19 protein-coding genes are annotated in these 25,979 nt (G+C 59.5%); 10 read left to right on the top strand and 9 right to left on the bottom strand.

Annotated elements, in window-relative coordinates:
* Nucleotides 1–81: 81 nt before the first annotated feature.
* The 3 genes from ACMXYJ_RS31750 to ACMXYJ_RS31760 all read right to left on the bottom strand — a co-directional run bounded on the left by ACMXYJ_RS31750 (nucleotide 82) and on the right by ACMXYJ_RS31760 (nucleotide 7,745).
* On the bottom strand, nucleotides 82–1,455 hold the full coding sequence (locus ACMXYJ_RS31750) for a DUF3999 domain-containing protein (RefSeq protein ID WP_415758297.1): 1,374 nt from the start codon (nucleotides 1,453–1,455) through the stop codon (nucleotides 82–84).
* Nucleotides 1,452–5,024, bottom strand: coding sequence for a DUF2339 domain-containing protein (locus ACMXYJ_RS31755; protein ID WP_415758298.1), 3,573 nt, complete (start codon nucleotides 5,022–5,024; stop codon nucleotides 1,452–1,454). Before ACMXYJ_RS31755 ends, ACMXYJ_RS31750 begins: the two co-directional genes overlap by 4 nt.
* Nucleotides 5,025–5,294: 270 nt before the next feature.
* Nucleotides 5,295–7,745: a glycogen/starch/alpha-glucan phosphorylase gene (locus ACMXYJ_RS31760; protein WP_415758299.1), complete on the bottom strand. Its 2,451-nt coding sequence runs from the start codon at nucleotides 7,743–7,745 to the stop codon at nucleotides 5,295–5,297.
* 254 nt (nucleotides 7,746–7,999) lie between these two features.
* On the opposite strand from ACMXYJ_RS31760, the gene ACMXYJ_RS31765 reads away from it, so the two are divergent.
* The gene (locus ACMXYJ_RS31765) at nucleotides 8,000–8,443 is read left to right on the top strand and encodes a YkgJ family cysteine cluster protein (protein ID WP_008149447.1); all 444 of its coding nucleotides are present in this window, start codon (nucleotides 8,000–8,002) and stop codon (nucleotides 8,441–8,443) included.
* Between the two features lie 199 nt (nucleotides 8,444–8,642).
* Here the strand turns inward: ACMXYJ_RS31765 and typA are convergent, their stop codons facing one another.
* Complete coding sequence (typA, locus tag ACMXYJ_RS31770) at nucleotides 8,643–10,463, bottom strand: translational GTPase TypA (protein WP_415758300.1); 1,821 nt, start codon at nucleotides 10,461–10,463, stop codon at nucleotides 8,643–8,645.
* Between the two features lie 139 nt (nucleotides 10,464–10,602).
* Nucleotides 10,603–12,057: a tRNA uracil 4-sulfurtransferase ThiI gene (gene thiI / locus ACMXYJ_RS31775; RefSeq protein WP_134419610.1), complete on the bottom strand. Its 1,455-nt coding sequence runs from the start codon at nucleotides 12,055–12,057 to the stop codon at nucleotides 10,603–10,605.
* A 330-nt stretch (nucleotides 12,058–12,387) separates the two neighbouring features.
* Between thiI and glnA the strand changes: the two genes are divergently transcribed.
* From glnA to ntrC, 6 genes are all read left to right on the top strand, one after another.
* On the top strand, nucleotides 12,388–13,794 hold the full coding sequence (glnA, locus tag ACMXYJ_RS31780) for a glutamate--ammonia ligase (RefSeq protein WP_008149440.1): 1,407 nt from the start codon (nucleotides 12,388–12,390) through the stop codon (nucleotides 13,792–13,794).
* A 146-nt stretch (nucleotides 13,795–13,940) separates the two neighbouring features.
* Complete coding sequence (locus ACMXYJ_RS31785; RefSeq protein WP_415758301.1) at nucleotides 13,941–15,977, top strand: toxin-antitoxin system YwqK family antitoxin; 2,037 nt, start codon at nucleotides 13,941–13,943, stop codon at nucleotides 15,975–15,977.
* A gap of 167 nt (nucleotides 15,978–16,144) precedes the next feature.
* Nucleotides 16,145–16,654, top strand: a complete 510-nt coding sequence (locus ACMXYJ_RS31790) for a DUF4124 domain-containing protein (protein ID WP_415758302.1) — start codon at nucleotides 16,145–16,147, stop codon at nucleotides 16,652–16,654.
* Nucleotides 16,651–17,271, top strand: a complete 621-nt coding sequence (locus ACMXYJ_RS31795) for a DUF4124 domain-containing protein (RefSeq protein ID WP_415758303.1) — start codon at nucleotides 16,651–16,653, stop codon at nucleotides 17,269–17,271. Before ACMXYJ_RS31790 ends, ACMXYJ_RS31795 begins: the two co-directional genes overlap by 4 nt.
* A gap of 230 nt (nucleotides 17,272–17,501) precedes the next feature.
* A complete protein-coding gene (glnL, locus tag ACMXYJ_RS31800) occupies nucleotides 17,502–18,587 on the top strand; it encodes a nitrogen regulation protein NR(II) (protein WP_008149435.1) in 1,086 nt (361 codons plus the stop codon).
* A complete protein-coding gene (gene ntrC, locus ACMXYJ_RS31805; RefSeq protein WP_008149434.1) occupies nucleotides 18,584–20,020 on the top strand; it encodes a nitrogen regulation protein NR(I) in 1,437 nt (478 codons plus the stop codon). The genes glnL and ntrC overlap by 4 nt, the downstream gene beginning before the upstream one ends.
* A gap of 552 nt (nucleotides 20,021–20,572) precedes the next feature.
* Here the strand turns inward: ntrC and ACMXYJ_RS31810 are convergent.
* Nucleotides 20,573–21,013 carry a hypothetical protein gene (locus ACMXYJ_RS31810; protein ID WP_415758304.1) on the bottom strand — a complete coding sequence of 147 codons (441 nt, stop codon included), beginning with the start codon at nucleotides 21,011–21,013 and terminating at the stop codon, nucleotides 20,573–20,575.
* Between ACMXYJ_RS31810 and ACMXYJ_RS31815 the strand changes: the two genes are divergently transcribed.
* On the top strand, nucleotides 21,012–21,467 hold the full coding sequence (locus ACMXYJ_RS31815; protein ID WP_007949025.1) for a tRNA (cytidine(34)-2'-O)-methyltransferase: 456 nt from the start codon (nucleotides 21,012–21,014) through the stop codon (nucleotides 21,465–21,467). The two genes, ACMXYJ_RS31810 and ACMXYJ_RS31815, sit on opposite strands and share 2 nt — an antisense overlap.
* 132 nt (nucleotides 21,468–21,599) lie before the next feature.
* Here the strand turns inward: ACMXYJ_RS31815 and secB are convergent, their stop codons facing one another.
* Genes secB through ACMXYJ_RS31830 form a run of 3 tightly spaced genes read right to left on the bottom strand, consistent with a single transcriptional unit; the run spans nucleotide 21,600 to nucleotide 22,796 of the window.
* Nucleotides 21,600–22,085 (bottom strand): protein-export chaperone SecB, encoded by a 486-nt coding sequence (gene secB, locus ACMXYJ_RS31820; RefSeq protein ID WP_007949026.1) that lies wholly within the window; start codon nucleotides 22,083–22,085, stop codon nucleotides 21,600–21,602.
* Nucleotides 22,086–22,126: 41 nt separating this feature from the next.
* Nucleotides 22,127–22,381 (bottom strand): glutaredoxin 3, encoded by a 255-nt coding sequence (grxC, locus tag ACMXYJ_RS31825; protein WP_008149430.1) that lies wholly within the window; start codon nucleotides 22,379–22,381, stop codon nucleotides 22,127–22,129.
* Nucleotide 22,382: 1 nt separating this feature from the next.
* The gene (locus ACMXYJ_RS31830) at nucleotides 22,383–22,796 is read right to left on the bottom strand and encodes a rhodanese-like domain-containing protein (protein WP_415758305.1); all 414 of its coding nucleotides are present in this window, start codon (nucleotides 22,794–22,796) and stop codon (nucleotides 22,383–22,385) included.
* A 153-nt stretch (nucleotides 22,797–22,949) separates the two neighbouring features.
* Here ACMXYJ_RS31830 and gpmI point away from each other — a divergent pair, with 153 nt between their 5' ends.
* Nucleotides 22,950–24,479, top strand: coding sequence for a 2,3-bisphosphoglycerate-independent phosphoglycerate mutase (gene gpmI, locus ACMXYJ_RS31835; RefSeq protein ID WP_415758306.1), 1,530 nt, complete (start codon nucleotides 22,950–22,952; stop codon nucleotides 24,477–24,479).
* Nucleotides 24,480–24,659: 180 nt separating this feature from the next.
* Nucleotides 24,660–25,958 (top strand): murein hydrolase activator EnvC family protein, encoded by a 1,299-nt coding sequence (locus ACMXYJ_RS31840; RefSeq protein ID WP_415758307.1) that lies wholly within the window; start codon nucleotides 24,660–24,662, stop codon nucleotides 25,956–25,958.
* The last annotated feature ends 21 nt before the right edge of the window (nucleotides 25,959–25,979 follow it).

The following is a 25,979-nucleotide window of genomic DNA, read 5'->3' on the forward strand; positions in this document are numbered from 1 at the left end:
GTAGTTCGAATCCGGGTTCTTTACCGACCGAGAAACCGCCTTCGCTAGCTTGCTCGCGATCGGGGTGCGCAGCATCCGCCGTCAGGGCTTGACTGGCGGCTTACGCAACAGACTGAACGCCATCGAGGCCAGAAACAAAACGCTGAGCAGCAACACCGCCCACAACCCGAATTTCTTCCAGTTGGTGTCCGTCGGCGCAGCCGTTGTCACGGTCGACGCTGGCGTGGCCACCGCCGCGCCTTCGACCGTAGCCTTGCCCAATGTCGCCAACTTTGCAGCGCTGTAATCCGGAATCAACGTCGACAGCGGCAGGTTCGCCGCCTTCACCGTGGCACTGCCCAGTGCGAGCGTATAAGGCCCCGCTCCGCGCGCCAGGAACACCAATTGAATGGAGCGCACGGCGAACCGCACAGTCGGCGCCTCGGCCCCCAGACCGCCGCCGCGCTCGTCCACCGTCAACTTCAACTGCTGCACGGTTTGCCCCGACAGCTGCAATTCGTTCTGCACCACGTCCTGGCCACTCTGGGTCAGGCGATAGAGCAAACCGCTGCCCAGCGGCTGCCACGGCAGGCTGCTTTCCCGACGACCGGACAAGGTCACGGGCGCCAAACTGTTGGGCTGACTCAACTCGACCTGCAAGCGCTCGACATTCAGCCCCATGGGTAATTGCCAGGTGTATTCACCGGCCTTTACGCTGCTGCCCGCCAGCGGTTGCGACCAGACAAGCGGTAGCGGCAAGCTGCGGGTCTTGGCGCTTTGCAGTTGCGCCGAGGTCAATGTCGGTGCCGATTGCGGCGTGTTCCATAGCAATCGCAGATAACGGGCCGACTGCCCCGGCAAGGCGACTTCATGTTGTTCGACCCGCTCGTCGGCAAACGTCAGGCGCGCCACCTGCCCTTCGCCCCACGACTGCCAATGCTGCAAGTCGTCGCTGGCCTCGATGGTGAAACGCTGGAAGCCATCGCGCTCGCTGGTCCAGTCGAGGACCAACTGCTGCAAGGGTGCTTTGATGCTGCTGGCGTCGAGCAACCAGCCGCGCAGCATTTCTTCGCCCGCCTCCAGCTGACTGGACGGCTGCACTTCGACCAGCGTGCCATTGGCGCTCGATTGCACCCGCACGCTCGGTGCGTGCTCGGTGGAATCCGCCGAGTTGTACAGCGGGAACCATTTCACGTCAGTCAGGGTGCGGTTTTCGCTGGTCTGCGCCGGCGCCCGAGCCAAGGAATACGCCTGAGCCTCACCGGCGGCGTTGAACACGCGCACATCGCTGAGATCGGTTTGCCGCGCATTCAGTTGCACGCTCAACGGCAATTCGAGGCGATACCACGGACCTTCGCCGCTGACCGACAACGGCACTTGCGTGGCAAAGTCCGCCAATTTTTCCTGAGCACTGGCCGACAGCGCCACACCCAGCGCAACAGCGCCCAACCAGACAAGGTTCAGCTTCTGACTCAAGACGACACTCCTTCGGTTTGCGGGGCCGGTTTTTCAGCCTCCGGCACAGCTTCGACGCGCTTGGGCGGTAAAGGGGCGAAATAGCCCACCACCAACAGCAATACGCCAACGCCGATAAACGAGACGATCCGGGCGAGTCCGCCGCGGTTACTCAATTCGACAAAGAACAGTTTGGCCACCACCACACCAATCAGCGCCGCACCGATCAGCCAGACTTCACGGCGATGACGCAGATGGCCACCGATCATCAGACTCAGGGCCATCAAGGTCCAGACGATGGACAGACCGGCCTGCACCAGCATCGATTCAAGCAACGCATCCAGCTCGAACGGCACACCGCCCCAATGATGGGCAGTGCGCATCACCAGGGCCGTGAAGAACACAAACAGCGAGGCGCCAGCGATCAGTTGCGTGGCGTGTTCGGCATAGTCCTTGCGAATCGCCAGTTGCGCCACAGCGCTGCGGGACCACACGTAGACCCCGAACAGCGCAAACAGCAGACCCAACTCCAGCGGGTTGATCAGCGGCACGTATGGCAACGGCTCGGCGGTGCCATCGCTGACGACGTTCGCCAGCCAGAACCAGCCGAGCATCAGCAACGCCAGCGGTGCCGCCGCGTACACACGGTATTCGCGCGAATACGTCGACACCGGCCATGGCCAGGCGCGGGGTGCCGCCATCAGCACCAGATACAGGCTCGGCAAAATAGCCCAACCCAACCAGCGCCAGGCGTTGTACTGCTCGGACAACAGCAACAGACCGTAACGCAGCTCCAGGGCCAACACACCGATCAACAGCCAGCAGCCGAGCACGTGCGCGGTACTGAGGGCGCGCGCCGGCAACATCGGCGCCAGACGCCGCAGGGAGATGAAATGCACAACAAACACGGCCGCCCATACCAGCCAACCAAAATTGGCCGCCGGGTGATAACGCGAGTGCCACGCAGCCAGCAACACCAAACCGGCCGCAGGCATCAGCAAGGTGCAGAGCAAGCCCAGCGACGACCATTTCAGGCGCAGCGCCAACACTGTCCACAGCGTCACGCTCACTGCCGCGACCGCCAGCAACAACGTCGCTTGCAGACTCGAGGGTGCAAAACGCAGGACTTCGCTAACCCACGCCAGCGCCCACCAAGCCGCGCCCCACACCAACAGCACTTCGGACAAACGCTGCAAGCTCAGCACATCGAAGGCCGAAGCATGATTGCCGAGCTGCAAGCGCCAGGCGCCAACCATCGCGGCCAGACCCAACACCAGCGGCGTCCAGAAACCGCTATGCGCCAGAGGTTTCAATCCTTCGCTCGCAAGCGGTCCGAGCAACTCAGGCCCGGCTATCAGGAACGCCGCGCCGCCAATCACCTGCAACAGCAAACCGAAGACAAAACTCACGCGCTGCTTCAGGTACAGACTCAGCCAGATGATGAACAACCCGCTGGCCGCCCAAACGGCACTCGCCGTTTGCCAAGGCAGGACGAACAGCACCGCCAGATTGATCAACACCAGACCGGCCAGCAGCACCACCGACAAGCCGCGCAGCAATCGCACGTCGCTGCGGACCATCTCATCGCGCGCCGCCAGCAACATCCCGGCGATCAGCGCCAGGCCGATCAACGACGCGCTCAGCAGACCACTCCAACCCGCGTTGAACACAGCGGCGGACTCACCGCTCGCCCCTTGCAGCCGCAGCAGGAACAACGCACCGCCGAGCAACTGCACGGCGAACGCGGTGAACAGGAACGTGCGCGATTGCAGACGCAAGCCAACAAACAAGGTCGCCAACCCCGCCAGCGCCCAACTGATCGCCGTGCCGTGAGTGAAGAAAAACAACGGCGCCAGCAGATAGAGAAAGGTCAGACCGAGGCAGGCCAGTACCGGCAGCCCTTTGCGTTCCCATTCCGACGTCTGCTCGGGCAAGGCTTTGCGCAACTGGTAGAAGCTGAACAACAACGCCACGCCGAGCATCAACGCGCCCAACGGAGCCCCTTCCAGCAGGCTGCTTTCGCCGATTCGCAGTTCACTGAGGAAGGCCAACGCCGAGCCCAGTTGCAGCAGCAAGGCAAAGGCTCGGGCCAGCGGTCGTTGCTGACGCAGGCCGAGCCAGAAGATGCCGGCGCCTTCGACAGCCCAAGCGGCGGCGGTCCAGCGCGCATCGAGCCCCAACGGAATCGCCAGGCTGGCGAAGATCACCCCCAGCGCCAGACAGGTTTCCGCCAGCAGCAACGCTCGTCCGCCCATCAACAGCCGCGCCAGGCCCATGTAAATCATGCCCAATGCCAATGCGCTGAAGGCTGCAGCGAACTCCAAGTGCTGGACCAATGCGAACTGTAAGCCGAAGCCCACCAATGGAGGACCGAACAGCATCGTGCCGTCGACGTAATCGCCCTTGCGCGCCGACCAGTGCAGCAGCGCTTCACGACTGCCGTCCTCGGGTGCGTCGCTCATTTCCAGCAACTTGCGCCGGGCGAACAGCAGACCGATGACCAGGTACATCAGGAAGAACACAATCAGGAACGGCTCGGTGCTCCACAGCAGTTCCGGGGTGTAGGAACGCAGGTCCCAGGCGAAACCGATGCCGAAGGTGCCGACGAAACCGATCAGGTTAAGCAGCCGCCAGGCCTTGAACCAGGCGATGGCGAGGATGCCGGCGTTGAGCAAGGCGAAGTAACTGAACAGCGCGACATGGTTGCCGGCACCGGTGGAGGTCAGGATTGGCGCAGCAAAACCACCGAGTGCCGCAGCGGCAGCCAGGCCCAACGCATCCTGGGTGATGGCGAGGATCGCCGAGAACACCGTCACCGCGACCAGCAGGCCTAACGCCGCCGTAGGATCGAGCAGCGGATGCAGGCGCATCGCAGCAAACACGGTCAGGTACAACACCGCGATCCCGGTGCCTTGCAGCATCAGCGCGTAATGGCTGTTGCGTGTTCTAAGCCACCAACCCAGCCCCAGAAGCCCCAATGCCGCCGCCGCAACACCGGCATAACGCAATTCGATCGGCACCACCATGCCTTCGGTGGCGTAACGCAGCAGGAAGGCCAAGCCGAGAAACAACAGCACCACACCGACCCGCAGCACGGTGTTGCCACCGAACAGCCAGTTGCGGGCGCCACTGATGGCGCGATCAATGAAGTTCGGGCCGCGAGGGATAGCGGGTTGTTGCGGCTCGCGGGCGACCGGTTCGGGTTTCCAGGCATCGACGGGCACTGGACGGCTGCTTTCGGCGGCGGCCGCGGTGATCGGTTCGAGTTCGAGAGGGAGTTCCCAGATCAGCTCCGGGGCTTCGACAGGGATTTCGTCGAGAGTGAATTCAGGAGACGGCTCGGGTTCGTGGGATTCCGGCGTCTTGACGCCTGACACTTCCAGCAATGACAGCCGTTGCTGCACCGCATTCAACGCGATCTGAGCCTGATCAAGTCGCTTACGTTGCTCGGCGGCCTGTGAATCCAGGCGGCCAATGCGAATGGCCTGGCCAATACCCAACCCGAGCAGCGCGCCCAACAGCGCATCGCTGAACGACTCGTCGAGTACCCAGCCCAGCACCAGCCCAATCAGCATGAACATCCATTGCATGGTCGATATCCCTAAGCGGCCCCGCTGCGGGGCGAATCCGGGTAAAGCAGCATCTGGCTGAGTTTAGTGTGAAACCACACAAACCTGTGGGAGCGAGCCTGCTCGCGATGAGGCCTTAACATTCAGCATTAATGTTGAATGTCAGACCGCTTTCGCGAGCAGGCTCGCTCCCACAATGGATCGCCCTGCATACCGCCCGGTGTAACCGGCGCTTAGTATATCGATCAGGCCCAACAACCGTCGGGCCTTGCTCGCAATTATTGCTAAAAGTTACTCCAAAGCTTTCCAGATATCCGTGGCGTACTCGCGAATGGTCCGGTCGGACGAGAACCAGCCCATCCGGGAAGTGCTCAACACCGCCGAACGCCACCATGCTTGAGAATCGTGCCAATGGGCTTCTACCCGCATCTGCGCGTCCCAGTAAGAGTCAAAATCGGCGCAGACCAGGAAGCGATCGTAATCGATCAGCGAATCGATCAATCCTGTGTAACGGGAAGGATCATCCGGCGAGAACACCCCGCCGCGTATCGCTTGCAGCACGTCATTCAGCCGATGGGATGCCGCAATATCAGGGGTCGCATTGAACTCATGGTTCTGCTTGCGCGCTTCAACCTGCTGAGCGCTGAGGCCGAAGATGAACATGTGTTCGGCACCGATGCGTTCGCACATTTCGACGTTGGCGCCATCGAGGGTGCCGATGGTCAGCGCGCCGTTGAGGCCGAACTTCATGTTGCTGGTGCCCGAGGCTTCGAAGCCTGCGGTGGAAATCTGCTCCGACAAATCCGCTGCCGGAATGATGCTCTCCGCCAGACTGACGTTGTAATTGGGCAAGAACACCACTTTCAGCAAACCGCGCACCGTCGGGTCGTTGTTCACCACCCGGGCGATGTCGTTGGTCAGTTTGATGATCAACTTGGCCTGGTGATAACTGGCCGCCGCCTTGCCGGCGAAGATCTTCACCCGCGGCACCCAGTCGATTTCCGGCTCGGCGCGAATCGCCTGATACAGCGCAACGGTGTGCAACAGGTTGAGCAACTGACGTTTGTATTCGTGGATCCGCTTGACCTGCACGTCGAACATCGCCGCCGGGTTGACCGCAATGCCAAGCCGCTCGTGAATGATGTACGCCAAGGCTTTCTTGCTATGCAGCCGCTGATCGGCGAACGCCTTGCGGAACGCGGCTTTCTCGGCGAACGGTTCCAGTTCGAGCAAACGCTCTTCGGCGTTGTCCAGCAGATCCGGGCCGAGGGCATCGACCATCATCGAGGTCAGTTCGGGGTTGGCCTGGTAGAGCCAGCGGCGGAAGGTAATGCCGTTGGTCTTGTTGTTGATCCGGTCCGGGTAGAGTTTGTGCAGTTCGGAGAACACCGTTTTGCGCATCAGCTGCGTGTGCAGCCCGGACACGCCGTTGACGCTGTGAGAGCCAAGGAACGCCAGGTTGCCCATGCGCACGCGGCGGCCGTTGTCTTCCTCGATCAGCGACACCGCACGCAGCACCTCGAAGTCATGGATACCCTTGGCCCGCAGCGAATCGATGTGCTGGGCGTTGATCAAGTAAATGATCTGCATGTGCCGCGGCAGCATCCGCTCCATCAAACCGACCGGCCAGGTTTCCAGCGCTTCCGGCAGCAGCGTGTGGTTGGTGTAGGACAGCGTGTCGACGGTGACTTGCCATGCCGCATCCCACGCGACGTCGTAAACGTCGACCAGCTGGCGCATCAGTTCGGCCACGGCAATCGAAGGGTGGGTGTCGTTGAGCTGGATCGCGGCATGATCGCCCAGGGTCAGGACCGAGGTGTGCATGTTGCGATGACGACGCAGCAAGTCCTGCAAGGACGCGGCGACGAAGAAATACTCCTGACGCAGGCGCAGTTCCTGGCCGGCTTCGGTGCTGTCCGCCGGGTAGAGCACCCGGGAAATACTTTCGGCCCGGGCGACTTCTGCCACGGCGCCCAAGTGGTCGCCGGCATTGAAGCGTTCCAGGTGCAAATCTTCCATGGCCCGGGCGCGCCACAGGCGCAGCGTATTGACGCTTGCCCCGCGCCAGCCGACGACTGGCGTGTCGTAAGCAATCGCGCGAACGGTTTCTGCCGGCGTCCAGACTTGCTTGGACTTGCCGGTTTCGTCGGTGACGGTTTCGACACTGCCACCGAAGCCGATCGGGTAAACAACCTCTGGTCGTTCGAACTCCCAAGGGTTACCGAAATCCAGCCAGTGTTCGGTCTGTTCCTGCTGCCAGCCGTCGACAATGGCTTGGCGGAACAAGCCGTGTTCGTAACGAATACCGTAACCGTGGCCGGCAATGCCGAGGGTCGACATGCTTTCCATGAAGCACGCGGCCAGACGACCGAGGCCGCCGTTGCCCAACGCTGCGTCGGGCTCCAGCAGGCGGATGCGTTCAATATCGACGCCGAGTTCTGTCATGGCTTCGCGGGCGACGTCCAGCAGGCCAAGGTTGCTCAGGCTGTCGTAGAGCAGACGGCCGATCAGAAATTCGAGGGAGAGGTAATAAACCCGCTTTTGACCTTTGCGGTAAATCTGCCGGGTGTGATCCATCCAGTGCTCGACCATGTGATCGCGCGCCGCCAGTGCAATGGCTTCGAACCAGTCGTGGTCGAAGGCGTGATCCGGGTCTTTGCCCACCGCGTAGGTGAGTTTGGTCAAGACGGCGTCGCGGAATGCGGCCACCTCTGCTTCGCGAACAAGTGGTTCTTGAGTCATTGATAGGACCTCGAGCGAGCGTGGAGTTGTTGAGCCTAGACGGTCTGACAGGTCGTTGGAACTCTGGTTCGGCAGTTTTTCCTGATAGTGCGAGATAGGTCGACATTACAACGTCATGTGCCGGAAAGAATGCAGGGCCCGTGCCGGAATACAGGTGTTATTGGGCGGAATACGAAAAAATCTGGCGAAAGGTTGTTCAAAAATCCACCAGTCCCGGTATGATCGCGCGCCCTGATGCACGCTGGTAACAACCGATGATGAAGTCCAACCTGATCGCCGCCGCGGAGATCGATCGCCTCGATACCTGGGCCAAGTACTCCGCCCCGATGTGTGGTTCGTGCGTTTCCAGCTGCTGCACCCTGCCGGTCGAGGTCAAGATCAAGGATCTGATCCGTATCGGCATCGTCGATGAATTCGAGCGCGGCGAGCCGCCGAAGAACATTGCCAAGCGTTTGCAGAAGGAAGGGATCGTCGAGCGTTACAACCAGAAGTCCGAGATCTTCACCCTTCAGCGCATGAGCAACAACGATTGCCTGTACCTGGATCGTAAGAGCCGTCTGTGCACTATTTATGAAAAGCGCCCGGATACTTGCCGCAACCACCCGAAAATCGGGCCGCGGCCGGGGTATTGCGCGTATAAGCCCAAAGAAGTGGCGCGCGAGACCAGCGAGAGCCGTCGGACCCTCGAGAAGTTCTGATCCAGAATCTCGCTGCCTGACCGGGCCTCATCGCGAGCAAGCTCGCTCCCACATTTGATGTGTGTACGCCATATCCCCCTGTGGGAGCGAGCCTGCTCGCGAAGGGGCAGGCACAAACACCGCACAAACCCCAGACAAACAAAAACGCCCCCGACCTTGCGGTCGGGGGCGTTTTTTTAACTGCTAACTAAGTCGAAACTCAGTTACCGGCTTTCTTGGCAGCGCGGGTACGCTCGCTTTCGCCCAGGATCTTCTTACGAAGACGGATGGACTTAGGAGTGACTTCGCACAGTTCGTCTTCTTGCACGAACTCAAGAGCTTGTTCCAGGGTGAAACGGATAGGCGGAACCAGAGCGATGGTTTCGTCTTTACCCGAGGCACGCATGTTGTCGAGCTTCTTGCCTTTGGTTGGGTTAACGCCCAGGTCGTTGTCGCGGCTGTTGATGCCGACGATTTGACCTTCGTACACGTCTTCACCGTGACCCAGGAACAGTTTGCCGCGAGCTTGCAGGGTTTCCAGCGAGTAAGTCAGAGCCTTACCGGTAGCAACCGAAACCAGCACGCCGTTCTGACGGCCGGACATGTCGCCGGACTTCATCACGTCGTAACGGTCGAAGATCGAGGTCAGGATGCCTGCACCGGAGGTCAGGGTCAGGAACTCGTTACGGAAACCGATCAAGCCACGAGCCGGGATGTTGTACTCAAGGCGCACACGGCCCTTGCCATCCGGAACCATGTTGGTCAGGTCGCCTTTACGGATACCGATCTGTTCCATGATCGAACCTTGCGATTCTTCTGGCAGGTCGATGGTCACGTTTTCGTACGGTTCGTGCTTGACGCCGTCAACCAGGCGGATAATCACTTCCGGACGACCAACACCCATTTCGAAGCCTTCGCGACGCATGGTTTCGATCAGTACCGAGAGGTGCAGCTCACCACGGCCGGAGACTTTGAACTTGTCGGCGGAGTCGCCTTCTTCAACGCGCAGGGCAACGTTGTAGAGCAGTTCTTTGTCCAGACGCTCTTTGATGTTACGGCTGGTGACGAACTTGCCTTCACGACCGCAGAACGGCGAGTCGTTAACCTGGAAGGTCATGGAAACGGTTGGTTCGTCAACGGTCAGCGGCTTCATCGCTTCGACGTTCAGTGGGTCGCACAGAGTGTCGGAGATGAACAGCTGGTCGAAGCCGCTGATGCAGACGATGTCGCCGGCAGCTGCTTCGTCAACGTCGATACGGTGCAGACCGTGGTGACCCATCAGCTTCAGGATACGACCGTTACGGCGCTTGCCGTCAGCGTCGATAGCCACAACTTGAGTGTTCGGCTTGACGCGACCACGGGCGATACGGCCAACGCCGATAACACCCAGGAAGCTGTTGTAGTCCAGTGCCGAGATTTGCATCTGGAACGGACCGTCACGGTCAACTTGTGGAGCCGGTACGTGGTCAATGATCGCCTGGTACAGCGGAGTCATGTCTTCAGCCATGTCGGTGTGTTCCAGACCGGCAATGCCGTTCAGGGCCGAGGCGTAGACGACTTTGAAGTCCAGCTGTTCTTCGGTAGCACCGAGGTTGTCGAACAGGTCGAAGATCTGGTCCAGAACCCAGTCCGGACGCGCGCCTGGACGGTCAACCTTGTTGATGACCACGATTGGACGCAGGCCGGCTTCGAAAGCCTTCTTGGTCACGAAACGGGTTTGCGGCATAGGGCCGTCTTGAGCGTCAACCAGCAGCAGAACGGAGTCAACCATCGACATTACGCGTTCAACTTCGCCGCCGAAGTCGGCGTGGCCCGGGGTGTCCACGATGTTGATGTGGTGGCCGTTCCAGTTGATGGCGGTGTTTTTCGCCAGAATGGTAATACCGCGTTCTTTCTCCTGGTCGTTGGAGTCCATCACGCGCTCGTCGTTGAGCTCGTTGCGCTCCAGGGTGCCGGATTGACGCAAGAGTTTGTCTACCAGGGTGGTTTTACCATGGTCAACGTGAGCAATGATGGCGATGTTGCGTAGATTTTCGATCACTTGTGTATCTCGATCAGAGGATTCGGTGTGCTGACAAGTCTTGGCAGCGATTTACAGTAGAGTCAGGCCTTGCCGTTACAGCTTGACGGCAGAGTCGGGGGGCCGGTGACGCAGGCCACAGGCATACAGCCCCGGGCTCTTAGCTCGGTCGATAAACGCGCACATTGGCATGCCCCTCACTGAGCAAATGGTGGGCATGCAGGCGACTCATCACGCCTTTGTCGCAATACAGCAGGTACTGGCGAGTAGGGTCCAGTTCCTTGAAACGAGCGTTCAATGCATAAAACGGCATCGTTTGTACCTCAATGCCAACGAGCCCCAGCGGGTCGTCTTCAGCGGCATCCGGATGACGGATATCGATGACGATCTGACCAGCCAGCGCTTCGCTGACTTCTTCGATCTGCAAGTCCTGGCCCAATTCGTCGATCACGCGATCGATCGGCACCAGTTTGGCGTTCTCGAGCGCACGCTCAAGTACTGCCATGTCGAACTGTTGTTCTTCGTACTCCACGCGTGGACGCTTGGCGTGGGTCTTGGGGTTCACCGAGATGACCCCGCAGTATTCCGGCATGTGCTTGGCGAAGTCGGCAGTACCGATTTCGTTGGCCAGGTCGATGATGTCCTGCTTGTGACTGGCGATCAGCGGACGCAAGACCAGCTTGTCGGTCACGCAGTCGATCACGGACAGGTTCGGCAACGTCTGGCTCGACACCTGGGAAATCGCTTCACCGGTGACCAGCGCATCGATCTCCAGCCGATCGGCAATACGGGAAGCAGCGCGCAACATCATACGCTTCAAAACTACGCCCATATGACTGTTATCGACTTTCCCGAGAATTTCTCCCAGTACTTCCTCGAAAGGCACACTCACAAATAACACGCGTTGGGAGCTGCCGTACTTCTTCCAGATGAAGTGCGCGACTTCCATAACGCCCAGTTCATGGGCTCGTCCGCCCAGATTGAAGAAGCAGAAATGGCTCATCAGCCCGCGGCGCATGATCTGGTAAGCAGCAACAGTGGAATCGAAGCCGCCGGACATCAGCACAAGTGTCTGTTCCAGGGCACCCAGCGGATAACCGCCGATGCTGTTGTGCTGGCTGTGGATCACGAACAACCGTTTGTCGCGAATTTCGAGGCGAACTTCGATTTCCGGCTCTTTCAGCGAGATTCCGGCGGCGCCGCACTGACGACGCAGTTGGCTGCCGACATATTTCTCGACGTCCATCGAACTGAATTCGTGCTTGCCGGCACGCTTGCAGCGCACCGAAAAAATCTTCCCGGCCAACGCGTCACCGAAGTGCTGTTTGCACTTGGCGACGATGTCGTCGAAGTCACCCAACGGGTATTCGTCGACTTGCAGGAAATGCGCGATGCCCGGCATGCAGCTCAGGCGCTCGGTCATCTCCTTCAGGGCTTTGGGCTCGCTGACGCGGGTTTCCAGCTCGAGATTGTCCCACACACCGTTCACCACCACAGCCGGGTCCAAGTCGCGGAGCACGGTACGGATGTTTTTGGCCAACTGGCGGATGAAACGCATCCGTACCGGGCGGCTCTTGATGGTGATCTCGGGAAAGACTTTTACGATTAGTTTCATGAAAACAGCGCGCGCTGGGCCAGCCGAAAAAGGGGGGCGCGGATTATAGCGGAAATTGCTCAAGGTTTAACCAGTTAATGTGCAGAAGGTTTTGCGCGCACCAAAACAGGTCATTTGTTGAATCTGACGCCACATTACAGGGCGCTATTTCCTGCTTTGCTCCGCTTTGCACCTTTATAAGCGTGAAATTGGGGCAAAAAACCCATGGTGGGGCACTGGCATGCAATTTGCTCCCTTGTGAGGCAGGTTGCCTTGGCAGAGTATTCGCGCCGGCATCACCCACATTCTAAGGGCATCCACTACTAAGCCCGAAGCCACCCGGAGGACACTATGTCGAAGTCGGTTCAACTCATCAAAGATCATGACGTCAAGTGGATTGATCTGCGCTTCACTGACACCAAAGGCACTCAGCACCACGTGACCATGCCGGCTCGCGACGCGCTGGATGAAGCTTTCTTCGAAGAAGGCAAAATGTTCGACGGTTCCTCCATCGCTGGCTGGAAAGGCATCGAAGCCTCCGACATGATCCTGATGCCGGACGACAGCACTGCCGTTCTCGACCCGTTCACCGAAGAGCCGACCCTGATCCTGGTTTGCGACGTGATCGAGCCTTCGACCATGCAAGGCTACGACCGTGACCCACGTGCGATCGCCAAGCGTGCCGAGGAATACCTGAAGTCGACCGGTATCGGCGACACCGTATTTGTTGGCCCAGAGCCAGAGTTCTTCATCTTCGACCAAGTGAAGTTCAAGTCCGACATCTCCGGCTCGATGTTCAAGATCTACTCCGAACAAGGTTCGTGGATGTCCGACCAGGACGTGGAAGGCGGCAACAAAGGCCACCGTCCAGGCGTCAAAGGCGGCTACTTCCCGGTTCCGCCGTTCGACCACGACCACGAAATCCGTACCTCCATGTGCAACGCCATGGAAGAAATGGGCCTGGTCATCGAAGTTCACCACCACGAAGTGGCAACTGCCGGCCAGAACGAAATCGGCGTGAAGTTCAACACCCTGGTTGCCAAGGCTGACGAAGTTCAAACCCTGAAGTACTGCGTACACAACGTTGCTGATGCATACGGCCGCACCGCGACCTTCATGCCTAAGCCTCTGTACGGCGACAACGGTTCGGGTATGCACGTTCACCTGTCCATCGCCAAAGATGGCAAGAACACCTTCGCTGGCGAAGGCTATGCCGGCCTGTCCGACACCGCTCTGTACTTCATCGGCGGCATCATCAAGCACGGTAAGGCGCTGAACGGCTTCACCAACCCGTCGACCAACTCCTACAAGCGTCTGGTCCCAGGTTTCGAAGCCCCAGTAATGCTGGCCTACTCGGCTCGTAACCGTTCCGCTTCGATCCGTATTCCTTACGTGTCCAGCCCTCGCGCTCGCCGTATCGAAGCTCGCTTCCCGGATCCGGCAGCCAACCCGTACCTGGCCTTCGCAGCCCTGGTAATGGCCGGCCTGGACGGTATCCAGAACAAGATCCACCCTGGCGACGCTGCTGACAAAAACCTGTACGACCTGCCGCCTGAAGAGGCGAAAGAGATCCCACAGGTTTGCGGCAGCCTGAAAGAAGCCCTGGAAGAGCTGGACAAAGGTCGTGCGTTCCTGACCAAAGGCGGCGTTTTCAGCGACGACTTCATCGACGCTTACATCGCCCTGAAAAGCGAAGAAGAAATCAAAGTACGTACCTTCGTACACCCACTGGAATACGAGCTGTACTACAGCTGCTGATCCGGTAGCGCCTGCGCAAGCGGCGTGACAAAAATGAGGCCTCCTTCGGGAGGCCTTTTTTGTGGGCGCTCGTTTCCCCCGGACACACATCCATGGATAATCCGCCGCTCTCGCGCCCTGCCCGGCGCCTTGACGAAAGGATTCGTATGAAGTGGTTGTGGTTACTCGCCCTGATGGCTGGCTTTGGCTGCACAGCCGTCAACGCGGCGCCGTTTTACGACGGCAAGTCATTGGCTCATCCGCTGATCCAGGGTCTTCAGGAAAGCTCGGCCACCCTCGCATTCATCAAGAAGGCGGGTGGCGTTAAAGGTTATTACTGCATTTGCGATAGCGACGATGAACAACCGCAACTGCTGGATGATTTCGGCGCAGCGTCGATCGAGTCGGTATTCCTGATGCCACTGGACAGCGAAGCCCCGACCCGGTTTGTGCTGTTCAGGCAACAGGCGCAGTACAAGGTCCACGCCTACAAGTACGACGCCAACGATCATCTCTACCGTCGAGTCAACGGCCTGCAAAAGGCCCTCGACCGCATGACTTCAGGACAGAAAAACCTCGATGCCCTGGCGATCAAGAAGGCACTGGCCAAGCTCACGCCACTTAATTACCGCTTCTACTATGAAGAATCAGGCATACCTGAGTTCGACCAACTCGACCTCACCCAGGGAACGCTGGTTGGCTACTTCGATGAGCGCACCAAGCCTCTGAGCACCGCTTCACCGGGTCCCGGGCAGCACTACTACAAAAAGACCTTTCAAGAAAAAGATGGGCGCTTTTTGACCGTCACCTTCTGGCGTGGCATCGACACCACAATCAACGATGGCAGCCGCACGCTGTACAACTATCAGGTCAGTCGCATGGCCTGGGAAACCGACCCGGCGACCTTCAGCGGCAGCGAGGACGGCCCTTCCGTCAGTTACAACTTCGGCACCATTGCTGGCCAGGGCACCTACAGTCAAGGCGCACGTACGGGCAACTGGTCGTTCACCAAAGGTCTTCAGTATTCGCTCAGCGGAGCTTATGTCGATGGCAAACGCCAAGGGCAATGGACCGAGACGTATGACGGGCAAACCCACACGGGCGAATTTCAGAACGACTTGCGCGAAGGTCGCTGGGTGCTGTCGAGCGAGGCCGGTGAATCGGATGTCAGCGGTTTTTCTACCTACCTCCATGGCCAACTCAATGGCCCGAGTGAGCAGCACATTGACGACGTCACTGAAAGTGGGGCTTACCGCGACGACAAACGAGAAGGCCCGTGGGTGACTGAAGCCGGCAGCGGCCACTTCGAGGATGACCTGAAAACCGGCCCATGGACGCTGAAGGCTGACAATGGGCATACCCAGCACGTGAATTTCGTTGCCGGAAAAATGCAGGGTGAACTGCGTGAAACAGACACCAACGGCACCCTGACGCTGATCGAACATTACGAAGCCGGCGTGCGCTCGGGTGCCCGGGAAGGTTATGCTAGCAACGGCAAGATGACCTTCCAGCAACACTACGAAAACGGCAAATTGAACGGGCGGGCGCAGGAACTCAGCGCCGACGGCAGCCGCCTTACAAAGGAGATGACCTTACGCGACGGCGTGTTCGACGGCCCTTATCGCGACTACCTCGACGACGGCACACTCGCCTCCAACGGCACCTACGTCGATGGGAAATTTGTCGGCACCTGGATAGATCGTGATCGCAAGGGAGCGGTGGCGCTGGAAACGACCTCGTGCAGCTTCGACGAGAACGGGCCGAAGGTCGGTCTTTGCGGGAAGTTCCGTGTTTTCAAAGAAGGGAAGCTGCAGAGCGAAAGCGAATACCTCTACGGGCACAAACAAAACTACGTCGAATACAACGTTGAAACCGGGAAAAAGACCCAGGAAATGATCATCGGCACTGACGATCAGGTCACGGTTAGTAGCTATGGCTCCGACGGCGGGTGGTGCACGCTGGCCAAAAAAGGCTTCAGGCTGATGACCATCAACCAGCAACCGGTCAAAGACTATGACGGTGCCGAACTGTACGGCGAACAGCTGTGTTTCCACCCAAACGGCGTAGTCAGCAGCCGTTATTTTTTCGACCGTGGCTTTCTGGGCTGCACGGTGAACTACGACGAAACAGGCAAGGAAATACCGGAACGCTGCGCCCCGCGGACACCAGAAATGGAACGACGCATGCAGAAATTCATTCACTGATTTTGCGACCAGCGACACCCCGATGTGGGAGCGAGCAAGCCCGCTCCCACAAGGGTTTTGGGGCGCCGGACAGGCCTCGATAAATCATGGCCAAATGTTAACGACTTGGGCTAACCGCTGCCTCTGACCTATGCTGCAACCCAACGCCTTCGCTTCCGGTCGATTTTATGGGTCGTGGTTTTCTACTGATGTTGCTGCTGATCGCCCTGCCCGCCGCCGCGCAGATCTATAAGTACACCGACGCCGACGGCAACACCGCCTACAGCAATCAACCGCCCGATGGCGTGAAGGCTCAGCCGGTCGAGTTGCCACCGCTTAACAGGGTTGACCCCCAAACCCCTTCTGCGCCACCTGTCGAAGCCACCCGCCGCGAACAGCCGCGCAGCGCTTACGAGGTGCTGGAGCTGACTAACTTACCCACCACCGAAGCGCTGCGTGCCAACAACGGCACCTTCACCGTCAACGTGCTGATCAAACCCCGCCTGCAAGGCCCTCATCTGTTCAGGCTGTTGCTGGACGATCAGCCCTACGGCCAACCGAGCAACGTGCCGATCCTGCAACTGGTCAATATTGATCGCGGCACACACAGCCTCGCGGTACAGGTTATCGATGGAGAGAACATCGTCCAGCAAAGCCCCACCGTGACATTCACCGTGCAACGGGTGCATAAGCCGTGAGGCTGTGGCTGCTGATCACCTGCTTGATCGCCCTGCCGGTGACGGCCGAGGTGTTCACCTACATCGACGCTCAGGGCAATCGGGTCTACACCGACCGGCCAGGCTCCGGCAACGCCAAGCGCGTGCCGCTGGCGCCGAGTAACCGCATGTCCGCCAACCCTGGCGGCGCAGCACCGGTGATGACTGGAAAGAAGACCGAAACAAAACCACTGTTCCACTACGACATGCTGAGAGTCCTGGTGCCGGAGCCAGACGCCACGGTGCGCAGCAGTGCTGGCGAGATTATCGTCAGCGTCACCAGCGAACCCGGCCTGCAACGCGGCCACCACTACCGATTGCTACTGGACGGCCAACCCACCGCAGCGCCCGGCCTGAGCCCGGTGTTCGCCCTGAGCAACATCGATCGCGGCAGTCATAACCTCTCCGTGGAAATCCTCGACGAGCAGGGCCGCACGGTCGAGCGCACCGCCAATCAGCCGTTCCACATGCTGCGCATCTCCCTCGCGCAGAAGCGTCAGGTCAAACCTTGCGCCCTCCCCGATTACGGCCAACGGCCGGAATGTCCGCTCAAAGACAAACCCGTAGAAGAAAAAAATCCCTTCCTGCGTTTCTTCTAACGCCGTTCAGCTTTGCGCACTATATTGGTGCAATATACTGCACCGTACCCACATCCCATCCCATTTTGGTTCGAAAGTACCCGTCAAAGCTGGCGGAACGCCACGCAAACGAGCGTCAAACGCCCGTTTCAGGCCTTAAACGCTTCTTTTCGGAGCCTTGGTTTGGTTTTTGCATTTTCCTCGTATCAGCGCTTTATTCATGCGCGCGCCCTGCTCCAAAAGAGGTCCTGATGACCATTAGCGACGCACTGCATCGATTGCTACTCGACAACCTGACCACCGCCACCATTCTGCTCGACGCCGAACTGCGCCTCGAGTACATGAACCCGGCAGCGGAGATGCTCCTGGCCATCAGCGGTCAGCGTAGCCATGGGCAGTTCATCAGCGAGTTGTTCACCGAATCCACCGAGGCGCTGAACTCCCTGCGTCAGGCGGTCCAGCAGGCGCACCCGTTCACCAAGCGTGAAGCGATGCTCACCGCCCTCACCGGCCAGACGCTGACCGTCGACTACGCAGTAACACCGATCCTCGCCAACGGCGCCACGATGCTGCTGCTGGAAGTCCACCCGCGTGACCGCTTGCTGCGGATCACCAAGGAAGAGGCGCAACTGTCGAAGCAGGAAACCAGCAAGATGCTGGTGCGCGGCCTCGCTCACGAAATCAAGAATCCACTCGGTGGGATTCGCGGCGCGGCACAATTGCTTGCCCGCGAGCTGCCGGAAGAAAGCCTGCGCGACTACACCAACGTGATCATTGAAGAGGCCGACCGCCTGCGCAATCTGGTCGATCGCATGCTCGGCTCCAATAAGCTGCCGTCATTGGCGATGTGCAACGTCCACGAAGTTCTGGAACGCGTTTGTCACCTGGTGGAGGCCGAAAGCCAGGGCTGCATCACTTTGGTGCGCGACTACGACCCAAGCATTCCCGACGTGTTGATCGACCGCGAACAGATGATTCAGGCCGTGCTGAACATCGTGCGCAATGCGATGCAGGCCATCAGCAGCCAGAACGAGCTGCGCCTTGGCCGCATCAGCCTGCGCACCCGCGCCATGCGCCAGTTCACCATCGGCCACGTGCGCCATCGTCTGGTGACCAAAATCGAAATCATCGACAACGGCCCGGGCATTCCCGCGGAGTTGCAGGAAACCATCTTCTTCCCCATGGTCAGCGGTCGCCCGGACGGTACCGGGCTGGGCCTGGCCATAACCCAGAACATCATCAGCCAGCACCAGGGCCTGATCGAATGTGACAGCCATCCAGGCCACACCACCTTCTCGATCTTTCTGCCACTGGAACAAGGAGCCACATCGACATGAGCCGTAGTGAAACCGTGTGGATCGTCGATGACGACCGTTCTATCCGTTGGGTCCTGGAAAAAGCCTTGCAGCAAGAAGGCATGACCACGCAAAGCTTCGACAGCGCCGATGGCGTGATGAGCCGCCTGGCGCGCCAGCAGCCGGACGTGATCATCTCCGACATTCGCATGCCGGGTGCCAGTGGCCTGGACCTTCTGGCGCGGATTCGCGAACAACACCCACGGCTGCCGGTCATCATCATGACCGCTCACTCCGATCTGGACAGCGCTGTCGCGTCCTACCAGGGCGGCGCGTTTGAATACCTGCCAAAACCGTTCGACGTCGACGAAGCGGTGTCGCTGGTCAAGCGCGCTAACCAGCACGCTCAGGAACAGCAAGGCCTGGAAGTCCCGGTCGCCTTGACCCGCACCCCGGAAATCATCGGTGAAGCACCGGCGATGCAGGAAGTGTTTCGCGCCATCGGGCGCTTGAGCCACTCCAACATCACTGTGCTGATCAACGGCGAATCCGGTACCGGTAAAGAGCTGGTGGCGCACGCGCTGCACCGTCACAGCCCTCGCGCGGCTTCGCCGTTCATTGCGCTGAACATGGCGGCGATCCCGAAAGACCTGATGGAATCCGAGCTGTTCGGCCATGAGAAAGGCGCGTTCACCGGCGCGGCCAACCTGCGTCGCGGGCGCTTTGAACAGGCGGACGGCGGCACGCTGTTCCTCGATGAAATCGGCGACATGCCGGCAGACACCCAGACTCGTTTGCTGCGGGTGTTGGCGGACGGCGAGTTCTACCGCGTCGGCGGCCATGTGCCGGTGAAGGTCGATGTGCGAATCATCGCCGCGACTCACCAGAATCTGGAAACCCTGGTGCACGCCGGGAAATTCCGTGAGGACTTGTTCCACCGCCTCAACGTGATTCGCATCCACATTCCACGGTTGTCGGACCGCCGCGAAGACATCCCGACCCTGGCCAAGCACTTCCTCAGCCGCGCCGCACAAGAACTGGCGGTGGAGCCGAAGCTGCTGAAAAGCGAAACCGAGGAATACCTGAAGAACCTGCCGTGGGGCGGCAACGTGCGTCAGCTGGAGAACACCTGCCGCTGGATCACGGTGATGGCTTCGGGTCGCGAAGTGCACATCAGCGACCTGCCGCCGGAGCTGCTGAACCTGCCGCAGGATTCGGCGCCGGTGACCAACTGGGAGCAAGCGCTGCGCCAGTGGGCTGATCAGGCGTTGGCTCGCGGCCAGTCGAGCCTGCTCGACAGCGCCGTCCCGGCCTTCGAGCGGATCATGATCGAAACCGCCCTCAAGCACACCGCCGGCCGCCGCCGCGATGCTGCGGTTTTGCTGGGTTGGGGGCGTAATACCCTGACGCGCAAGATCAAGGAATTGGGGATGAAGGTTGATGGTGGGGATGATGATGAAGGGGATGAGGGCTAAGCAGCCTTTAAATCGTCGCTGACCGTTAAATCCAATCGCGAGCAAGCTCGCTCCCACAGTGGATTTTGGGTGCTTCACAATTTTGTGATCACCACTGAACCCTGTGGGAGCGAGCTTGCTCGCGATGCTTTGGGGGCCATCGTGCACCGCAGCAATGCACCGTGAACCGCAATCGCGCACGGCAACAGATCCAAAACCCCGCCTGCGTTCGCAATCGAACCCCTATCAAAAAAACACGAAAGCCCCGGAATACGGGGCTTTCGACGTTTCAGCGCGACTTTCTGTTTCAACTTGTTAAAACCTGGCACGCCCCCTGCAATAGTCCATTCAGTGATTCAGTTCACTACCCGGTTTCGGGGACCTTGGTACAGGCAGGCCGGGGATTCCCCTCTTTACACCGGGCTCACACCGCACAAGCGACGAGCCCAAGCAGTTTTGGGGCCCTTGATACAGGCAGGTCAGGGGTTCCTTCTTTACACCGGGCTCACGTCGCAATGCGCGAGCCCTGCCGTTTTGGGGACCTTGGTACAGGCAGGCCGGGGATTCCCTCTTTTATTGCTCTCGGAGATGGATCTCCATCCGCCAGCGGTCATCGACCTCGCTACCGGCCCACTCGCCCTGCAGCGGCCGGGCCGCCACCACCGTCAGCAACAACCCACCATCACTCAAACGCACTCGCCAGTTCACGTTCTTGTCGTTGAGCTTGAGCTGGCCTTTCTGTGCCTTGCCTTCAGCCTCGAACAGCAGCGCGAGGCTACCGTCGACGAACTCGCCATGGGCCTTGGGTTCGTTGTTGAACCACACCACCAACCCATCGTTCGTCACCTCGACCTGCTGCAATTCGCTGGGGTCGGGAGTGGTCAGGCGACCGATCATCAGCCCCACCATCACCCCGACAATCGCCAGTGAAGCCATCACTCGCGGGAATAGTTTCGAACGGTTGTCCACGGGCGGCGTAGAATGCCGCTCATCTTTACCTTCGGAGCCGTGCATGTTTCACGTCATCCTTTTCCAACCAGAAATTCCGCCGAATACCGGCAACGTTATCAGGCTGTGCGCCAACAGTGGCTGCCACCTGCATTTGATCGAACCGCTGGGCTTCGAGATGGACGACAAGCGTCTGCGCCGGGCCGGCCTCGATTACCACGAGTATGCCACCCTGCAACGCCACGCAGACCTCGCCAGCTGTCTGGAAAGCCTCGGTCATCCTCGGCTGTTCGCCTTCACCACCAAGGGCTCGCGGCCGTTCCACGATGCCAGCTTCGCCGAGGGCGATGCGTTCCTGTTCGGCCCGGAAAGCCGTGGTTTGCCGGCGGAAGTACTCGATGCCCTGCCCGGCGAACAGCGCCTGCGCCTGCCGATGCGCGAAGGTTGCCGCAGCCTGAACCTGTCGAACACCGTAGCGGTCGCCGTGTACGAAGGCTGGCGCCAGCTCGGGTTCAAGTAACAGCACATAACAAATGTGGGAGCGGGCTTGCTCGCGAAGGGGTCATAACATTCAACATCATCGTTGTCTGTTACACCGCTTTCGCGAGCAAGCCCGCTCCCACATTGAAATTGCTTTGGCGCTTAAAACCGCTTACTGAACGGTCGGGGTTTCGCCCGCGGCCTGCATGCGTTGCAGCTCTTGTGCGTACAGCGCGTCGAAGTTCACCGGGGCCAGCATCAGCGCCGGGAACGAACCACGGGTGACCAGGCTGTCCAGGGTTTCGCGAGCATACGGGAACAGGATGTTCGGACAGAACGCGCCGAGGGTGTGGCTCATCGAAGCGTCATCGAGGTTCTTGATCAGGAAGATCCCGGCCTGTTGCACTTCAGCAATGAACGCCACTTCGTCGCCATTCTTCACGGTAACGGACAGGGTCAGTACGACTTCGTGGAAGTCGCCTTCCAGAGCCTTTTGACGGGTGTTCAGATCCAGACCGACGCTCGGTTCCCACTGCTGGCGGAAGATGGCCGGGCTTTTCGGGGCTTCGAAGGACAAGTCACGTACGTAGATGCGCTGCAAGGAGAATTGCGGTGCGGTTTCTTCTTCGCTAGCTGCAGTGTTCTGTTGGTCAGTCATCTCAGATCCTTTCTGATCTTGGGGTCTTATAGGGAAGGCATTCAGGCCTTGAGCATCGCGTCGAGCTTGCCGGCGCGCTCAAGGGCGAACAAATCATCACAACCACCCACGTGGGTGCTGCCGATCCAGATCTGCGGCACGGACGTACGTCCGGCCTTCTGAGCCATGGCGGCACGCACCTGCGGCTTGCCATCGACCTTGATCTCTTCGAAGGCCACGCCTTTGTTCTCGAGCAGGTACTTGGCTCGCGAACAGTAAGGGCAGTAATCGCTGGAATAGACGACGACGTTGCTCATCTCACTTCACCAGCGGCAGGTTGTCGCCTTTCCAGCTGGAAATACCGCCGGAGAGCTTGGCGGCGGTGAAGCCGGACTTCATCAGTTCGCGAGCATGCGTGCCGGCGGTCTGGCCCATGGCGTCGACCAGGATGATGGTCTTAGCCTTGTGCTTTTCCAGTTCGCCGACGCGAGCGGTCAGTTTGTCGTGAGGAATGTTCAGCGCGCCAACAATGTGACCGGCGGCGAAGTCCTTGTTCGAACGAATGTCGATCACAACGCCCGCGTCCTTGTTGACCAGCCCGGTCAGTTCACCGGTGCTCAGGCTGCGGCCGCCGCCTTGCATCTGATAAGCGATCAGCAACGCCAGCAGTACGACGAAGATACCGACGAGCAGATAGTGGTTAGTGGCAAATTCAATCAGGTGAGCAACCATCGAAGGAGGTTCCAGGGCGTTAAAATGTCGGCCAGTATACACAGCCACTATGGTGGGCCAAACCCCGTCCGGCGGTGACGCCGTCGGAACTTAGCTTTAAACTGCCACTCCCTTTTCCATCGCCCTCTTTTAACTCAGCCACGAGTGGAATCCATGACTACCACGCCTAAACCTTTGGTCCTGATTATTCTCGACGGCTTCGGTCACAGTGAGAGCCCTGAATCCAACGCCATCTTTGCGGCGAAGAAGCCCGTACTGGACCGCTTGTGGGCCACCGTGCCGAACGGCCTGATCTCGGGCAGCGGAATGGACGTTGGCCTGCCGGATGGCCAGATGGGCAACTCCGAAGTCGGCCACATGAACCTCGGCGCCGGCCGCGTGGTGTATCAGGACTTCACACGCGTGACCAAATCGATCCGCGACGGCGAGTTCTTCGAGAACCCGACCATCTGCGCTGCTGTCGATAAAGCCGTCGCTGCCGGCAAAGCCGTGCACTTCATGGGCCTGCTGTCCGACGGCGGCGTTCACAGCCACCAGGATCACCTGGTTGCCATGGCCGAACTGGCGTTCAAGCGCGGCGCTGAAAAAATCTATCTGCACGCCTTCCTCGACGGCCGCGACACGCCGCCGAAAAGCGCTCAGTCGTCCATCGAACTGCTGGATGCGGCCTTCCAGGCCCTCGGCAAAGGCCGGATCGCCAGCATTGTTGGCCGTTACTTCGCCATGGACCGCGACAACCGTTGGGACCGCGTGTCCCAGGCTTACAACCTGATTGTCGATGGCAACGGCGAATTCAACGCCGCCACCGCTCAGGAAGGCCTGCAAGCGGCGTACGAACGTGGCGAAAGCGACGAATTCGTCAAAGCCACCTCCATCGGCGAGCCGGTGAAAGTCGAAGACGGCGACGCTGTGGTGTTCATGAACTTCCGCGCCGACCGCGCCCGTGAACTGACCCGCGTATTCGTCGAAGACGACTTCAAGGAATTCGAACGTGCCCGCCAGCCGAAGCTGGCCGGCTTCGTCATGCTGACCCAGTACGCCGCCAGCATTCCCGCCCCATCGGCCTTCGCCGCCGGCAGCCTGGACAACGTGCTGGGCGACTACCTGGCGAAAAACGGCAAGACCCAGCTGCGCATCGCCGAAACCGAGAAGTATGCCCACGTGACCTTCTTCTTCTCCGGCGGCCGTGAAGAACCGTTCCCGGGCGAAGAACGCATCCTGATCCCGTCTCCAAAAGTCGCCACTTATGACTTGCAGCCCGAGATGAGCGCCCCGGAAGTCACCGACCGCATCGTCGATGCCATCGAAAACCAGCGTTACGACGTGATCGTGGTCAACTACGCCAACGGCGACATGGTCGGCCACAGCGGCGTGTTTGACGCAGCCGTCAAAGCCGTTGAATGCCTCGACCTGTGTGTCGGCCGCATCGTCGATGCCCTGGAAAAAGTCGGCGGTGAAGCCCTGATCACTGCCGACCACGGCAACGTCGAGCAGATGGCCGACGAATCCACCGGCCAGGCGCATACCGCGCACACCACCGAACCGGTGCCGTTCATCTATGTCGGCAAGCGCAACTTCAAGGTTCGCGACGGCGGCGTGCTGGCGGATGTGGCACCGACCATGCTGATGTTGATGGACCTGGAAAAACCTGCGGAAATGACCGGGACCTCGATTCTGGTGTAATCCGCCCCATCAAACACCGCCAAAACCCTGTGGGAGCGAGCAAGCCCGCTCCCACATTGGTTTTGGGGTGTTTTGAGAGGTAACTCTGCTCCAGTTATCACACAGCCCGAATTGGGCATTTTTTTTGCCACGCTTGGCGGGCATACTAGGACGTCCCTTTCCCTGGTGTCGCCCGCCTCTATGCTTCGCGTCCTGATAGCCCTTGCTCTGACATGCCTGCTCCAACCGGCCTTTGCTGACGAGCGCGCGCAAACCCAACAACAGTTGGACGCCACGCGTCAGGACATTGCCGAGCTGAAAAAACTGTTGGGCAAGCTCCAGGAAGAAAAATCCGGTGTGCAAAAAGACCTCAAGGGCACCGAGACCGAGATGGGCAAGCTCGAGAAGCAGGTCGACGCCCTGCAAAAAGAGCTGAAGAAAAGCGAATCCGAGCTGCAGCGACTCGATACCGAGAAAAAAAAACTCCAGAGCGCGCGGATTGAACAGCAACGACTGATCGCCATTCAGGCCCGCGCGGCCTATCAGAACGGCCGTCAGGAGTACTTGAAGCTGCTGCTCAACCAGCAGAACCCGGAAAAATTCGCCCGCACCCTCACCTATTACGACTACCTGAGCCAGGCCCGCCTGGAGCAGCTGAAGAATTTCAACGAAACCCTGCGCCAACTGGCCAATGTCGAAAAAGACATCGCCATGCAACAGGCGCAATTGCTGGTGCAGAAAAGCAGCCTCGACAGCCAGCGTGACGAACTCGACAAAGTCCGCAAGGAGCGCCAGCAAGTCCTGGCCAAGCTCAGCGACGACGTGAAGGCCCGCGATCAGAAACTGGCAGCCCGCGAGCAGGATCAGGCAGACCTGTCTAAAGTCCTTAAAACCATTGAAGAAACCCTGGCCCGTCAGGCCCGTGAGGCAGAAGAAGCGCGGCAAAAAGCGCTGATCGCCCAGCAGGAAGCCGAAAAAAAGCGTTTACGTGAGGCCCAGGCGGCTGCAGACGCAGAGACCACCGACGCCCCACGCAAACCGGTTAAATCGACACCCGGCGCTCTGGTTTCAAGTTCAGGCGAGACCTTTGGCGGCCCCTTTGCTTCAAGCCGGGGAAAACTTCCGTGGCCCGTTGATGGTCGACTGCTGGCACGCTTTGGCGAAACCCGTGGCGACGACGCCCGCACCAAGTGGGACGGCGTGATGATCAGCGCCTCCGCCGGCAGCCAGGTGCACGCCGTGCATGGCGGTCGCGTGGTGTTTGCCGACTGGTTGCGAGGCGCCGGACTGCTGGTGATTCTCGACCACGGCAACGGTTTTTTGAGTCTTTATGGTCACAACCAGACGCTGCTCAAGTCTGCGGGTGACGTGGTTAAAGCCGGTGAGTCCATCTCCACTGTCGGTAACAGTGGCGGGCAGGACACACCAGCGCTGTATTTCGCTATTCGTCAGCAGGGTCACCCGAGTGATCCGGCGCAATGGTGTCGTGCGCAAGGATAAGTACGCCATCTACTTCAGGAG

Origin of the sequence: Pseudomonas arabinosi, from assembly GCF_047758675.1 — a bacterium.
Lineage (GTDB): Bacteria > Pseudomonadota > Gammaproteobacteria > Pseudomonadales > Pseudomonadaceae > Aquipseudomonas > Aquipseudomonas arabinosi.